A 15,640-nucleotide genomic window follows, 5' to 3' on the forward strand; every position below is an offset into this window, starting at 1 on the left:
ACACTGGAGGATCCTGTAAGGCGCTCATAGACATGGCCGCACCTACCTGCGGCCAACCCGCGATTATAGGTGGCGCACCCCGGGATCCCCGCGGGGGTTCAGCGTGGAGCGGACTGCGTTTGAGCGGCGTGTGCCTGAAGCATGACCGACAGGCAATTGCTGAGTGGGTAGGCCGGCAACGGGCCAATGCAGTTGATCAGCTTCTCGGGGGCTCCGCACAGCTGGTGCACCTCGCTCGCGCGGACGAAGGCCGGGTTCACCCGAACATCGATATCGTGACCGGTGATGGCCCCGAGCATGTCAAGTACCTGTTGCAGGCTGAAGACTGTACCCGTACACACGTTGTAGATCTGGCCGGACTCGCCGTCGTCAAGCAACCGGAGGTAGGCCTCGCAGACCATGCGAACGTCGTTGAACTCCCGCTCGACGTGGAGATTGCCCAGCTCGATTGCCGGCGCCCGGCGTGCGAAATGATCGACCAGCTTGGGGATGAGAAATGAAGGGGCTTGTCCAGGACCCGTGTAGTTGAAGGGGCGGGTGATGACGATGGGCAGACGGTCGGCGAAAGTCATTGCCATCTGTTCCATCGCCAGCTTGCTGGCCGCGTAGTGATTTACCGGCGCTGGTGACTGGGTTTCGGTGATCGGAGACTGAGGGCAGTTTCCATAGACGTTGGCGCTGCTGGCGATGAGCAGCTTTCTAGGGCGTGAGGTGACTGAAAGCGCATCGAATGCTCTGAGCAGATTTGTCGTGCCCACGGTGTTGACCGCATAGAAGGCCGATTCGTCGGCATGTCCCACGAAGCTGATGGCTGCGAGGTGCACCAGGGCATCGCACGGACCGGCGCGCTCCACCGCCCGTGCCACCGCGGATGCGTCGGTCAAATCGATTGAAAGGTCGACAGCCTCGTGCCCGTACCCGGTCGCTACCTGCTGAAAATGTCGTCCGGTGAAGCCCGAAGCTCCTGTCAGAAGAATACGCATCAGAACGAAAACCCGATCTGATTGCGTCGCAGGTCGGCCTCCACCATCATCTGGCACAGTTGCTCAAGGGTGGTTTGGGGTTCCCAGCCCAATGTGGCTTTCGCGTGCGCAGGGTTGCCGATCAGCAAATCCACCTCGGCCGGTCGGTGGAACCTGGGGTTGATCCGCATCACGGTCTTGCCACTGGACACATCCACTGCGGTCTCGTCTTCCGCTTGACCGCGGAAGTCCACTTCAATGCCCGCACCCTTGAACGCCATGCGCACGAAGTCGCGCACGGTCTCCGTGCGGTTGGTGGCCAGCACAAAAGTGTCGGGCCGATCGGCTTGCAGCATGCGCCACATGCCCTCGACGTATTCCTTGGCATAGCCCCAGTCGCGTTTGGCGTCCAGATTGCCCAGTTCCACGCAGTCAAGCTGTCCGAGCTTGATCTTGGCCACTGCATCGGTGATCTTGCGGGTGACGAACTCGCGGCCACGCAACGGGCTTTCGTGGTTGAACAGGATGCCGCTGCTGCCGAAGATGTCGTAGCTTTCGCGGTAGTTGATGGTCATCCAGTGGGCGTACAGCTTAGCCACGCCATAGGGGCTGCGCGGGTAGAAAGGGGTGCTCTCGACCTGCGGAATGGCCTGCACCTTGCCGAACATCTCGGATGTGCTGGCCTGGTAGAAGCGGATCTTGCGGTTGACCAGGCGGATCGCTTCGAGCAGGTTCAGTGCGCCCACGCCGGTGATCTGGGCCGTAGTGGTGGGCTGGTCGAAGCTCACGCCAACAAAGCTTTGCGCCGCCAAGTTGTAGATCTCGTCGGGCTGAACCTTCTGCACCAGTGCGATGCTCGCGCCCAGGTCGGTCAGGTCGTACTCGACCAGGTGCAGGTTGGGGTGGTTCTGAACGCCAAGTTCCTCGATGCGCCAGAAGTTGACGGAGCTGGTGCGGCGGTAGGTGCCGTAGACGGCGTAGCCCTTGTTCAGCAGCAGTTCTGCGAGGTAGGCGCCGTCCTGGCCGGTGATGCCGGTGATGATTGCGGTTTTCATTGTTGTGTCCTTTTGAAGGCTGATTGATATTGGTCGATGAGCCGATCCGAACAGAAGCAGTCCAGCACACGCTGACGAGCCGTGGCGGCGCGCATGGCGGCTTCTTCGGGAGATCGAACCACCTGGCGCATCTGGTCCGCCATGGAGTCGATATCTGGATCAACCCAGACGAACCCTTTGGGGTAGGGATGGTATTCCGCTGGCAATTCCACTTTGTTGAATGCGACCGGCCATGCGGTGGCCGAATCCACGAACGATGCCAGTCCGCCGAACGATGTTGTGATGATCGGCACTTGAGCGGCCATAGCCTCGATCACGGTCAGTCCCAGACCTTCGGAGCGGTGCGGTGACACATACGCGAGCGAGTTGGCGATGAGGTCGTGAAGATCTGCTGTTGCAAGCAACTCGTCCACAACCTTGATTCTGGGATTGCTCGCTGAGTGCTGGTACAGGGCGTCTACCTCCTCAATCTCTCGATTGGGGTATGTGACCTTGAGCACCAGTTCCACATCCCCGTGTTCGTCGTGGTCAGGGAATGCCTGCTCGAAGGCTTTCACCAGTGCCAACGGGTTTTTCCGCTCCAGGATGCTGTTGGCATCGAAACAGTAGACGAAGTAGCGCGGATGCCCCTGGTCCTGGGTTTTTCGCACCGGCATGGTCTCAAGGTACTTGAGATAGGGCGGCATGAGCGTGACCGGCTTGGACGTGGCCGAACGCAGCGTATCGGCAATGAAAGGTGTGGGTGCCCAGAATTCGTTGAAGTACTTGAGCGAAGCGTGCCACTCCGGCCGCAACACAGGAAGCTCCCAGTACCAGACAGCGATGTTGTGGGCGCCGTCGAGCAACTCATGACCACCTCCGTGCTCCAGCATCAAGGGCAAAGTGTCCCCGTTCATGTGAACCACATTGATCAGTGCATCTTGGATGAATGGTGGGAGAGGAAGCTCACCAGGGGGGATGGCACTTTGCCTGGGAAATGCCAGCGGCTGGCACATCGTCCCCAGTCTGGTGAATCCTGCTTCCCGCAGCCCCCGGAGATAGCCACGTGCGCTCACACCGAGACCCGAAACCTTGTCCAGCGGGCCCACCACGTTGATCAGTGGATTGTCCTCATGGAGCTGAATAGACGTTGTCGGGGGCTTCTCGCGCACCTGGACTCGTTGGTCCGCTGACAGTCGAATGCGATGGTGCAGTGCCATTCCATGGTGACGACCGACGTTCAGAAAATGACAGAGGGGGCGGTCCAGCCAGGGGGGCCAGCGCAGGATAGGTGGCCAGATAGCGTTGGCCGTCGAAGTCGGGAGGCGCACCCAATCCCAGTGCTTCACCGAGCACGGCGTAGTGGTAGAGCGCGCAAATGCCCTTGAGCGCACCATCCGGAAAATAGCCTCGATAGGCCTTGGGGTTGAAGCAGGCGTTGGGCCATCGCCCCTCGGCATCTCCGTACTCCACGTAGTGCCTCAATGCATTGAGGCCAAGCGCGGCGAGGTCGGGGTTCGTGGCGAGATAGTGCTTCGCGTCGAACAGTCCTGAGCGTGCTATTGCAAGTACCTGGGTAGTGATGCTGTGGCGGCCAGCTTGGGGGCCCAGCGCCTGGTCCCAGTTCGCCCCCATGGCGTTTGCGAGTGCCTTGGCTTCAGTGTCGAGGGCATCCAGGACATGCCGGAAGTCTTCTTGCGAAAACGGATCCAGTGTTGATGGGTCGATCATGCTGTTCGGTCGAATCTGGTGTCAGGCTGCCGGGTGGGTGTTTTCTCGGCACAGGGCCCCCAGACGGGTACCACAGTAGGGATCGAAGTCAACCCACGACTGCCATCGTCGGAGGAACTCGGTGCGCTCGTGACCCAGATCGTGTGTCCGGTTGAACGTGGAGTTGTGAAAGTGGTAGAGCTTCGCGTAGGGCGTGTACACGACTCTGTAACCATGCGCCACGCAGCGCAGACAGAAGTCAATGTCGTTGTAGTCGACGCGGAAGAACTCGTCGAAGCCACCCAGCCTGTCGAAGACCTCCTTGCGGTAGGCCATCAAGGCGCCAGTCACCGCGCCATAGTTTCGAATCACCGATGCATAGCGACCATACTCCGACGCGTCAGATGGATGACCCATGAAGACATGCCCCGCTGAACCATTCAGACCAATGGCGATGCCCGCGTGCTGGATCGTCCCATCCGGGAAGAGCAACTGGCCACCAACCACGCCCACCTCAGGTCGACACACCTGCTCCACCAGTGCCTCGATCCAATCGGGGGCAATCACCTCCAGATCGTCATTGAGCAGCACGACAACGCCGGATGGAACCAACGAAGTTGCGAAGTTTGACTTGCCCGCAAACGAGAACGCGCCCTCCGCATGGTACGTCGCCGTCGAATGGCCATGAGAGCGCAACACGGCCTCCAACTCGTCAGGCACGTAGCCATCGTCGACCACGATGATCTTGTAGTTGGGGTAGGTCGATTTGGCAATGACCGAGTTGACGAAGTTCAGCACCATGAGGAAGGATCCTCTGCCTTCCACCGTGCGATAGCGCATGTTGCTGAGGATCACCAGGGTCACGGGAAGCGCCGATGGAATGGACCAGCGGACGCGCAAGGCCCCGGCTTGTGTGTCGGGTAGAACAATGGCGCCTGGGTCTGTGGTCTGCTGAAGATAGGTCTGCGCTTCGGGGGCCGCTGCCAGCAAGGCGGGTTCTGTCAACAATCCGCCCACTGCTGGTGCGCTTCCTCCTGCGGGTGCGTCTTGCCTGAGGTACATCACCTCCTCCAGGTGCCCCGCAGGGGCGTGCTGGCCCACCAGACGAAGCGACAGCAGGTACTCGGCGGCGACAGACGATTGCCAAGGTTCGCAAGGCAGCGACAGCAACATTGATTTCCTGATCGCGAGAAAACGCCCCAGAACATTGACCGCGAGTTGATGGTCCGGTGACCAGCCGGGTTTGTGGAAGCGCTCGCTCTCGGTGCCATCTGCGTGCATGATCGCTTCGTCTGTATAGACGGCCATCAGCTCCTCACGCTCGGCCACCAGTTGCCCGATGCGCTTGACCAGATCGTCGTCCACTACATCGCCGGGAGTGATCAATCCCAGGAAAGACGAGGTTGACAATCCGGCGGCCGCGATCAATGCCTCAACTTCGGAGTTCTGCGCTGGGACGCGGCGGATTCTCCAATCCCGGTCCAGCCAGTTGGCCACCGTGTCGTCCGGGTCCTGGTGTGCACACAGCAGCAGTTCCCAGGACGGGTCGGTCTGGCGGAAGACCGATTGCAGCGTGCGGTCGATGGCTTCGCCGCCCTGCCCGTTGAGAAACACCACAAATCCGACAGACACCGGACCGTTGCGCGCTTGGCTCAGCCGAGCAACTTCCTTGAGCTCTTCATCCTGTTGCGCTGTTGCCATCGAGAACGTGTCGATGACCGAATCAAGCGGTCGGGGCAGGTTGTCCAAATGCGGGTTGGCCAGCACGGCCTCTCGTGTGTTGGGCACATCGCTCAGGGCTGGCACGCCTTGCATTCGCGATGCCATAGCGTTTGCTTTGAGCTGAGCCTGCCACTCCGGATTCCGAGTGGACGTCTCTAACACGCTGAAAGTGCCCGGAGCGATGTCCTTTAGCTTGTCGTAGAGGCCGCGATGCCGCTCATACAACCAGAACGCTGCCGAGTCGCGCGCCCCGGGCGCAACGCCAGCTGCCTTGAAGATCAGCGGGACGGCACGCCGCAACACCGGCAGTACCAAGCGGTTTTTGATCCGCCTGAGCCCTGAAGAACGAGAGGCGTCGGCCTGCAAACGTGCATGGATCCCGCCCAGTTGGTCTGTGGTCCAGTTGCAATGGGCTTCCGCAGCGTCAAGGCGAACCAGCATCTGCTCGATCTGCTTCTCCATGACGACCTGTCGCTGCACGGAGCTTCGCAATGTGGCTTCCAGCAATTCGATACGCTGGCGATATTGCGCAGTGCGCATCTCGAGAAGCGACACCCGAGAACTTGTCTCAATCTTGTTTGAGGCTGGAGAGCTCTCCAAAGGGTGGTTCATCTTGTTGGAAATTCAATGTGGTGGAGGGATTGCGCCTTCCAATGGGCCGCTAAGAAAATGCAAAACATGGCAAACAAGCCCAGCAACCCGCTGCAGCTTATGTCAAGGGAGTCTGAGCAGTTTGCGCGACGATTTAGTTGCAGATGCCCTCTGCCGATCTCTGTTTGACTCGTTTGGAGTCCCTGGTCAAGGCAAGTAGCATCTGATTTAAACGAAGGCCAACTTTAGAGTGGCGATGCGCTGCACGCCAGCGCTCATTTTGCTGTGCCTTTTTTTCGAAAATGTCCCCCTTGGACAGGATGACATTTGAAACATGAACTATGCCCTCGGCAATATCCATGGGTGATGTTCCTGGGAGGAAGTACACTGCTTGTGCCACGTCGTCAAAGATGCTTAGCGGAGTGACCGCCACAGGACGGCCGCTTGCGATTCCGTGGCGGACAGCTGCGCTCGATGACTCGCCTGTGTCTTGGTATGGAAAAACAATCAGGTCGGCTTTGGATAGCTTGTCTAAACACTCTCTATCGTCCAGGTAGTCAGTGCATACGGACACGGTGTCATTCAAGTCCATAGTCAATATCTTTCTCTTGGCCTGCTCAATGATGTCTCTTGATTCTTGTGCAGGATATTCAGCATTTATCATCTGCAAGCGTACGCGCATACCCTTGGAGCGCAGAATTGCAAAGGCATCAATCAGCTCAAGCAGTCCCTTGTGTGGAAGGAAAAAGCCGTATGATGCGATCACAAGTTCTTCATCATTTCTAGGGGCGGATCTTGCATTTGGTGCGTAATCGATGAGGCCGTGCGGGAATAGGGAAACATTGTCGACTAATCCGAGCTTTTTGAGCCGGTTCATATCATTGGTTGAGTGCACCAAAATGCGGTGGCAACGCATTAAGGTTGGTGCGATAGTGCCGAGTTTTTTGTGTGGGGCATGCATGGGATCGGTCGTGGCATGCATGGTCACAACTACTGTTCGGCCGAAGTCTATTTGTTCGTTCAGGAATTTTGCAAAGACTGCAAGATCGAAGAAGCCAAAGTTGAATTGAACAACGATGGTGTCAAGGCTATGTTCATGGATGGCCTTAGATAAATCGTCCAGGGAGTCATTGTCGCCAGTCGTCCAGCAGCGTTTAATGTATTGAGCATCATCAAAGATATTCGAATCTGTATGCGCAGCCAACACGGTTACTGGAGTAGGCATGCAGTTGATGAGATGTTCTGAATAGGCGGCAATGCCGCAACGGGTATTCCAGGTTGATACCCAGCCAATGCGCGGAGTTACAACCTCCGTGCCTTCGGCCCAATGGCGAGCGGCCTCTACCATGCGTTCGGCTGTTTGGGACCATTGAAAGTGCTCATTCAACTTGCGCTGCCCAGCGGTAACGCGGACCTGCCGTGCATCTTCTGGCGTCTCATATACCTCGCGCATGAGTTCAGTCAGATGTTCCTCGTCGGGTTCAGCCCAAACCGAAGCGGAGAGATCAAAGTGGGTTCTTGCTCGCGCAAATTTGTAGTCGATAAGCCAAGCAGTTTCTTGTGTACAAAAGTCAGTCTGACCACTCCAGCCAGTGGTGATTACTGGCAGGCCGGATATCATGGCTTCAGCCATGGGCAAACCAAACCCCTCGGCACAGCTGGGGGCCACCAGTGCGTGACATTGCTCGTAGAGAGCTTTCAATTTCGGCTCAGAATAATCTTCTTCCAGAATGAGAACGTCGGGATATCCTGAATCATTTGCTCTGGCATCAATCAGCCAGCGATGTATCTCATTGTGAGGGTTCGGAAAGGTCTTGATGATCAATGTCACATCATCGGATGCGCGAAAAGCCTTGCCATAGGCGCGCAACATAACCTCAGCCCCCTTTCGGGGGAAGCAGGATGATACATGCAGAAATCGGAAAGAGCGTGCGCTGATGTGGAAGCTCTTGTCCGAATTGATGCGATACCAATGGTCAATTCCTAGCGCGCTTACTTCTATGGGGATGGTAACCCCATGATCAATCATCACTTTCCGGACATGTTCGGACATTACTGTCATGCCCTGCAGGGAAAGATTAAAAGCGTCGACGTACTCTGATGGGAATCCAGATTCCTCCCAGCCATATGCATGTAGTGCATTTAGCCTGCTATTCATGTCCAATACCCTGGGCGGGTAGAGGTTTCGGCTTGCTACGTCGGAGTCGAGTGACGAAATGGTGGAAGAGCGTCTATGCATTTCAATCAAGTCCATTTTGTCTGATAGAAATGCTTCATTCGGCACAAAGTCGCCGGGTCCCTCGGTGGAATGCAAGGCTACGCGGTGACCTAAGGCTGACAATGCTCGTGCAACTTCGCGATTTACCAAGGCCAAGCTATAGCTGCTATCGAATGGTCCCTCGATTCGCCAGTTAATGCTTGGCGGAAGTGTTTTGGGACGAAGGTGCTGATCAAGTTGTTGTGTGTTGTGTGCGATGCAGGATGCAATGTGTCGCAGGTCGGTATCGAAATTTGAAGGGCCTGCTGATGTGGCTGATGCAATTTTATCGATCAAAATCCGATAGATGGAATCTAATTGCTTTGCGGTTTGCTCCCATGAAACTGAATTTTGGGGCTCTTCGCCTGCAAGCATCTCCCACGCTTTCATCGCTCGGCTGGCTGTGTCGTTCCAGGAGAAAGCTTTTGCTTGTAATAAGCCATTTTTGCTCAATCTGCAGCGGAACTCACTGTCGGATAGTGCTTGAGCGATTTTCTTGGAGATGGCTGTTGCACTGAATGGATCAAATAGTGCATCGTCAAGCCCAATTACCTCAGGTAAACTCGAGGTATTAGATCCAATAACAGGAGCGCCGCAAGCCATGGCCTCTAATGCTGGCAGTCCGAAGCCCTCATGCCAAGAGGGGAAAACATACAGCGAGCACAGGTTGTAGAGGTGGATTAGCTCATCATCGGCAACATAGCCCGTGAACAGCAGTTCACCTTCTGTGACGCCAGCATCGCTAGCATGCTCCTTGAGGCGGGAAATCTCGCCTTCTGGCATCCTACCGGCAAAGACCAGTTGATGAGCGCTGCGAAGGCTAACTGGCAGTGCAGCAAACGCGTCAATGAGTCTTGGTAGATTTTTTCGATCATCCGCGCCTCCGGTATAAAGCACGAAAGGACGCTGGATGGCATATTTTTGTCTAAGACTATTGCTTGTACGGGCATCCAAGCTTATGGGGCGAAAAACTTCATCAATCGCCGTGGAAATGTTTATGGCGTGTCCTTCAGCAATTCCTAACGCCTCAATGGCTTCTTGTCTGGAGAAATTTGAGATTGTTAGGTGCAAGCTCGCTCGTTTGAGGGACTCGATCTTACTGAGGTAATACCGTTCGTAGCTAGGATTGGGTTTCAGATAGTGATCAGCGTTCAGCAGCGGAATGAGGTCATAAAGAGTGACGCTCACGGGTGTTGTCGTATCAAGCCGACCAATGCTGGTCACTGCATCGTCTACATAGCCTTCGAACAGACTGCAGACGTGAATGACATCGGGTCGCAGACTTGCTAGGAAGGCTTCGCGCATCAACTCAGCCGCCTCGCGTCGACTTTCGTTGTTTTCTCGCCTCGCACAAACTGGACCGGGTGCTTGCCAGACTAGGATGTTCCTTTGTGGCAAGACACCATCAAAGGCGTAACGGATAGGATCGATGGTGTCGGGGAATAGACCGGAGAGAGCAAGGATGACCTCGTGCTCACCCCGGTTGTTAGCTAAGGCCTGCGCGAACGAGAGGGTGTAGCGGCCAATGCCCCTGAAGCGGCTTTCCGTTTGTGCTCCCTGCATATCAATAACGATTCTCATTCTTTGCTAGCCTGTCTATTCCGCTCAATTGCTGTCATTAAATCATCCAAAATCCGATTGGCGCGGGGCGTCAAAGGGATGTTGGATTGTGAAAATGGTTTGGTAGTCAGAGAGCTGCCCGACTCGAAAGAAGAGTCTGTTGTAGGTGTATTCAGAACTGTGGGGAATGTGGGGGCAGCATGCGGTTGCACAAGACCGCGGTTGATCGCCATTAAATGGAGGTGGTGTGCAATCGTCGGGAACCGCTTCAGAGCTGCTGAAAGTCGCAGTCGCAATCGTGGTTGCCCAAGCACAAACCTCATCGGCGGCAATAACAGCGAGCGAACTAAAAATTTCAATGCCCGAGACAGGGTAGTAATCGCACGCCGGATTCCGGAACTCAGCCACCGCAGTGGTGCGGTCACACGCCAGGAAGTACTGTTGAGAAGGTCACTAACGCGCTGGTCCCTGATCGCTAATGAATGCTGAAGGCTGTGCAGCGTCGCTTCTAAAGCAACAATCTTATCTCGTGCCTGAGTCACGTCAATCTGTACTTGTTGAGCGACGGATGAGGCGTGGTCAGCCGCGGCAATGGCATGTTGTGCGATCGAGATGGTGCGGTCAGCGGAGGAAAGGGCTTGTTGTGCGACAGAGGATGAGTGTGCAGAAGAGGTAACTGCTTGGTACGCCATAGAGATGGCCTCTTTCGCGACAGCAGAATTTGCCGTCAACGTTTCGCCAGAAGTCCTGAGTTCGGTCTGCACTGCGCGCAAGCCGCTTCTAATGTGCTGACTCAACTTCTTTTGCGCTTCTATCGCTTCCTCAATCACCTGCATCCAGAAATCTTGGGGGCTGCTGGTGGACGGATAACAATTGCTATTTTCCGAACCATTCAGCAAAGACTGGTACATGAGCCGGAAGGACCATTTGGCCATGGGAATGCACCAAAGCGCTGATGCCCACGCTTGGTATTGTGGTGGTAGTCTCAAAGGGCTGATCGCGATGGATCGCAATGGATCTGGGTCATCGATCTCGCGGTTGACGACTTCTTGGAGGAATATAAAGAATGAGAAGAAAGGGTTGACGGGCCAGACACAGTCCTTCGCAACAGGGGAAATAGAGCCGTAGTCGATGAGATGCACAGCACCGTCATCGGCAACAAGAACATTCCACGTCCGGACATCATCATGGAATAGTCCTGCTGCCTCAAGACATGTCAGTTGCTCCAGAACGGTTAGCAACAATGCATGGGTATTGAGAGCGGTCTTCTCGCGCAGCAAGTCAAGAAGAAGCCGACCAGGCAGTCTTTGCATGACCACCCAAGCTTCCTTTTCATTACTGTCGCAATGGATGAGTTTTGCAGCAAGGAATCCAGTAGATGGATTCTTCAGGAATTCCGTCTCGCGACTGAAATGACTCAGATTAGCTTCGCCTAGTACATGATCAAGTCGATATTGCTTGACTATTTGGTCCTGTCCGAAAAAATAGCGGCGACTTGACTGATAGACTCCGTTGGCCAGAGCGTGGGGGTCCATTGTCCAGCTGTGGAAGTGAGAGGCCTGACCATTCAGTATCCAGTATTGACTGCTAGCAACAAGCAATGGCCGAGCAATGTTAGCCAAGTGAGTGCCGTGCCGCGCAACTTCATGGACAAAAGGAATCGATGCCAGCAACGATCTAGGGTCTTCAGGTTGTGAGGCACTCCAGTAGAGAGGCTCTTCGCGAAGTGCTAGTTCCAGCACTAATGCCCCGCTTTTTTCTGCAGCAAGGCCAAGAAGATCCTGGACAACTGCGACACCTTTTTCGTGCACGATGTGATGGAAGACGCTCAGCCCCAGCACAAGGTCATACTGGCCCGGCACCAGGCGGCCGATGATATCCTCGATTCTGCCTACTTCGAAACTGACAGCCAAAGACGTATTCTCTCTAGCAATTGCATTGCAAAGAGCTACATTTTTTTCGAGGTAGTCGACCCCATGAACGGTTGCACCGCGCTCGGCCAAGTTGAGGCTGAAATAACCTTGGGCACAACCAAGGTCCAGCACTCGAAGCGGTCTGGAGAGCATACGCTGCATCGCGTCATGGATACGTGCAATGTGTTCGAACCGATTGAGACTGGTTCGGGACACATGGTGAGACAATTCTGGATGCCCATAAATAGGCTGGTAGACCTCTGGCAGGTCCGCAACAAAGTGCTTAATCATGCCGTGATACTCTTCTGTGGGGTGTCCAGCTTTTGAAATGAGGCTTCGAGATCCACAATGCCCCAAAATTGCAGAGTTCGACCTACGTGGAGTAAGACCGAATCATAACGGCGATCAAGAGGCACTAAATTGCTCAGGGGGTCGCCAGAGGATATCCCGAACGACACTAGGTAGTGCCCTTCATTGAGGGTTAGGGGCAGGGAAAACTTGAATAGCTTGGTCTCTCCAGCGCGAACTGAGATAATTTCTCTCCCGTGTGAAGAGACAAAGGAGTTGGTGCCATAGAGAAAGATGCCCTCTAGTGTCTTTATTAGAAAGCCGGGGACAACACTCTCAAAATCGGTGTCAAATCGAACTTTGAAGATGAGGTCAGTGTTGGCGTTCGCCTCAATACGAGTAGGGTATTTTTCACCATCGGCAATCAAAAGATAGTCGAGGATGACTGCTCCACCATGTCCCCACCGATGCTCTTTTGGATGGTAACCAGGACGGGTATGGAACTCGTCAATCGCCCCTTGAAAGAACTGTTGCTCTTCCTTGTCGTTGGCTACGTAGGGTTCAGCGTGAGTGTTCTTCCGCTTGCCGAACAGCTCGTCCATATAGCGGTTGGAAACCGCTCTCGAAGAACCATCCATGACTACTTGCCCATTTTTCAGAAAAATGGCGCGGCTGCAATGTTTGACGACGTCCGCAGTGCTGTGAGTAACCAATAGAAGTGTCGTGCCTCGTTCTTTGAACTCGTTAATGCGTTGAAAGCACTTTGCTTGGAAATATGCGTCTCCAACGGAAAGCGCTTCATCTACGATCAGGATGTCAGGCCGGATGGCTGTTGCGACAGCAAAAGCGAGGCGAACTTGCATGCCGCTGCTGTACACACGGACGGGTTGATCGATGTACTCTCCTATTTCAGCAAACGCCTCAATTTCGGGGAGCAGTCTTTGAATCTCTTCTGTGGAGTTGCCGAGCAGCTGGCCTGCCATCAAGACGTTCTGCTTGCCTGTGAAGTCGGGGTGGAAACCCATTCCAAGTTCTAGCATAGCTGCAACTCGGCCAGTCAAATGAACGGTGCCAGTTGTTGGTCGGGTTGTGCCAGTAAGCATCTTGAGGAGCGTGCTCTTTCCCGCGCCGTTGATGCCCATGATGCCTACCGCCTCGCCTGGGTTCACGGTGAAGCTGATGTCCTGCAGAACCCATTTGAGGGTGTGCCGCTTGGGGTAGAAGGGCAGCAGCCATTCGGCCAGTCGCGCGCGGCGTGACTTGTACTGCTTGTAGGCCTTGCCCAGGTGGGAAACGGAGATCGTGCCCATGATGCTTCCTGTCAGCTGCCGTTCAGAGTTCGTCCACCATCTCGCCGGCTCGTCGACGGAACAGGTAGAGGCCGTAGGCGCAAAGAGCCACGGACAGCGCCGCCACCGGCCAGAGGCTGTACCAGTTTGGCCAACGCCCGTACACCAGTACCTCGTGGTAGGCGGTGACCAGCCGGAACATGGGGTTCCAGCGCATGTAGGCCTGGCTTTCTGCCGGCAGGATTGTGGTGGGATAGACGATGGGGGTGAGCCAGAACCAGAACGTCAGAAAGATGCCGAAGAACTGCCCGACGTCACGGAAGAACACGTTGAGCATGCCCAGTGTGATGCCAAGGCCAATGGCAAAGGCCACCTGCAGCGCCAGCAGCGGCGCCATGGCTGCAAATGCAAGGCCAGGGAAATTCCCGCTGATGATCAGGAACACCACGAACAGGCCGAACACAATGGCGAAGTTCAGCAGTGCATTGCTGACCACGATGACCGGCAGACACAACCGTGGGAAGCTGAGCTTTTTGAGCAGGTTGGCATTGGCAACGAACATGTTGGTGGCACTGTTGGTGATCTCCGCAAAGAGACCCCAGGTCAGCAGGCCTGAACACAGATAGATGCTGAAGGCATAGGTGCTCTCGACCTGAGGCAGTCGGGCCTTCATCACCTCCGAGAAGATGACCGTGTAGACCACGATCATCGAGAGCGGATTCAGGATGTTCCAGGCCGCACCCAAAACGGAGTTGCGGTACTTGGACTGGAACTCTCGTTTGACGCTGCCCAGGATAAAGCCGCGGTAAGCCCAGAGGGCGCGGAATACCTGCATCACGCTCTGCCGTAGACGTCCGCAAGGCGAACGATGTCGTCTTCACCCAGGTAGGTGCCACATTGCACTTCGATCAGCACGAGCTCTGCATCACCAATATTGGTCAGCCGGTGTCGCTCCTTGAGCGGTATGTATCGGTATTCGCCAGCGCGCGTGGTGGTTTCGGTATCTCCGATCTGGATCAGCGCTTCGCCTTGCACAACAACCCAGTGCTCGGCTCGTTTGTGGTGGTACTGCAGGCTCAGGCTCTGTCCGGGGCGCACAGTGATGCGTTTGACCTTGTAGCCCGCCTCTTCTTTCAAGGTTGCGTATGTGCCCCAGGGGCGCTGTACGGCGGCGGGCAGGATGGTGGTCTGGTAAGACGCACTCTCGATGTGCCGCTCCTTGAGCATCTCAACCACGCGCTTGACGTTCTGAGCCTGTTCCTTGCTGGCAACCAGCAGTGCGTCGGGGGTGTCTACCACCACAAGGTCCTTGACCCCCACTGTGGCGATCACCTTGTGGCCATGGCTCTCCATATGCACATGGGTGCCGGTCGTGTCCACCGCAGCCCAGTGGGTGTCCCCAGTGGTTCCCATCGTATTGCCCGCTGCATCGGCCGTATGTGATTGCGCCACAGAGGGCCAGGCACCGACATCGCTCCACCCGAAACGAGCCGGCACCAGCATAACGTTGCCAGCCTTCTCCATGACAGCGTAGTCGATGCTGATGTCAGGCTGCAGGCCAAAGGTATGTGCGTCAAAGCGCGTCACCTGGGCGGCCCCGACGGCGCCAGTCGGCGGCAGCGCCGAGGTGCCGCCGCTGTTCATCACTGTTTGCGCCGTCTCTAGCACGTCAGGAGCGTGGTTTGCGAGCGCCTCCAGAATGCCTCTTGTGGTGAAGCAGAACATGCCGCTGTTCCAGTAGTAGCGGCCGGTGGCGAGGTACTCCTGCGCGGTGGCGAGATCGGGTTTTTCAACAAACTGAAGCACCGGTTGGGCCTGCCGCCCGACTTTGGCGACCTCGATGTAGCCGAAACCGGTTTCCGGTCCAGACGGCTGTATGCCGAACGCGACGAGCTGCCCACCTTGCGCATGACGGGCAGCTTCCAGCGCGTTGGTCACAAAAGACTCGGTGTCCGGGATCAGGTGGTCGGCCGGCAGAACCAGCATCACGGCATCGTCGCCATGCAGCTTCTGACAGGCGAGGGCAGCCAGTGCAATCGCCGGCGCTGTGTTTCGACCCTTGGGTTCGAGGAGGTAGTGAGGATGAGGCGGGTCCGACATCTCAGCCAGCAGACCCTGGGTCAGGAACAGGTGGTCCTGGTTGGTGACCACGATCAGGTGGTCGGTGCCGCACGCCTGGCCTCGGCTGATGGCTTGTTCCAGCAGGGTTCGACCACCCAGCTTCATGAAAGGCTTGGGGTAGGCCTGGCGAGATGCGGGCCACAGGCGGGTACCTGCTCCGCCGGAGAGAACAACGGAAACGAGTTTCATCGGT

General features: G+C 56.1%; 10 protein-coding genes. All 10 read right to left on the reverse strand.

The annotated features are described in order from the left end of the window. Positions 1-98: 98 nt before the first annotated feature. Complete coding sequence (locus HFL01S_RS02170) at positions 99-983, reverse strand: NAD-dependent epimerase/dehydratase family protein (RefSeq protein ID WP_066254028.1); 885 nt, start codon at positions 981-983, stop codon at positions 99-101. Next, on the reverse strand, positions 983-2,017 hold the full coding sequence (gene gmd / locus HFL01S_RS02175; RefSeq protein ID WP_066254031.1) for a GDP-mannose 4,6-dehydratase: 1,035 nt from the start codon (positions 2,015-2,017) through the stop codon (positions 983-985). Before gmd ends, HFL01S_RS02170 begins: the two co-directional genes overlap by 1 nt. Next, the gene (locus HFL01S_RS24535) at positions 2,014-3,168 is read right to left on the reverse strand and encodes a glycosyltransferase family 4 protein (protein ID WP_169802300.1); all 1,155 of its coding nucleotides are present in this window, start codon (positions 3,166-3,168) and stop codon (positions 2,014-2,016) included. The genes gmd and HFL01S_RS24535 overlap by 4 nt, the downstream gene beginning before the upstream one ends. Further along, positions 3,128-3,727 (reverse strand): hypothetical protein, encoded by a 600-nt coding sequence (locus tag HFL01S_RS25345; RefSeq protein ID WP_169802301.1) that lies wholly within the window; start codon positions 3,725-3,727, stop codon positions 3,128-3,130. Before HFL01S_RS25345 ends, HFL01S_RS24535 begins: the two co-directional genes overlap by 41 nt. Before the next feature lie 21 nt (positions 3,728-3,748). Beyond that, a complete protein-coding gene (locus HFL01S_RS02185; RefSeq protein ID WP_084383043.1) occupies positions 3,749-6,040 on the reverse strand; it encodes a glycosyltransferase family 2 protein in 2,292 nt (763 codons plus the stop codon). A gap of 133 nt (positions 6,041-6,173) precedes the next feature. Continuing rightward, positions 6,174-9,857, reverse strand: a complete 3,684-nt coding sequence (locus tag HFL01S_RS24540; RefSeq protein WP_084383044.1) for a glycosyltransferase — start codon at positions 9,855-9,857, stop codon at positions 6,174-6,176. Beyond that, positions 9,854-12,040 (reverse strand): methyltransferase domain-containing protein, encoded by a 2,187-nt coding sequence (locus HFL01S_RS24545; protein ID WP_084383045.1) that lies wholly within the window; start codon positions 12,038-12,040, stop codon positions 9,854-9,856. The genes HFL01S_RS24540 and HFL01S_RS24545 overlap by 4 nt, the downstream gene beginning before the upstream one ends. After that, positions 12,037-13,347: an ABC transporter ATP-binding protein gene (locus HFL01S_RS02205; protein WP_066254043.1), complete on the reverse strand. Its 1,311-nt coding sequence runs from the start codon at positions 13,345-13,347 to the stop codon at positions 12,037-12,039. Before HFL01S_RS02205 ends, HFL01S_RS24545 begins: the two co-directional genes overlap by 4 nt. Positions 13,348-13,369: 22 nt before the next feature. Continuing rightward, complete coding sequence (locus HFL01S_RS02210) at positions 13,370-14,161, reverse strand: ABC transporter permease (RefSeq protein WP_066254044.1); 792 nt, start codon at positions 14,159-14,161, stop codon at positions 13,370-13,372. Beyond that, complete coding sequence (locus tag HFL01S_RS02215) at positions 14,161-15,636, reverse strand: mannose-1-phosphate guanylyltransferase/mannose-6-phosphate isomerase (RefSeq protein ID WP_066254045.1); 1,476 nt, start codon at positions 15,634-15,636, stop codon at positions 14,161-14,163. Before HFL01S_RS02215 ends, HFL01S_RS02210 begins: the two co-directional genes overlap by 1 nt. Between the last annotated feature and the right edge of the window lie 4 nt (positions 15,637-15,640).

Origin of the sequence: Hydrogenophaga flava NBRC 102514 (assembly GCF_001571145.1) — a bacterium.
Classification (GTDB): domain Bacteria; phylum Pseudomonadota; class Gammaproteobacteria; order Burkholderiales; family Burkholderiaceae_C; genus Hydrogenophaga; species Hydrogenophaga flava.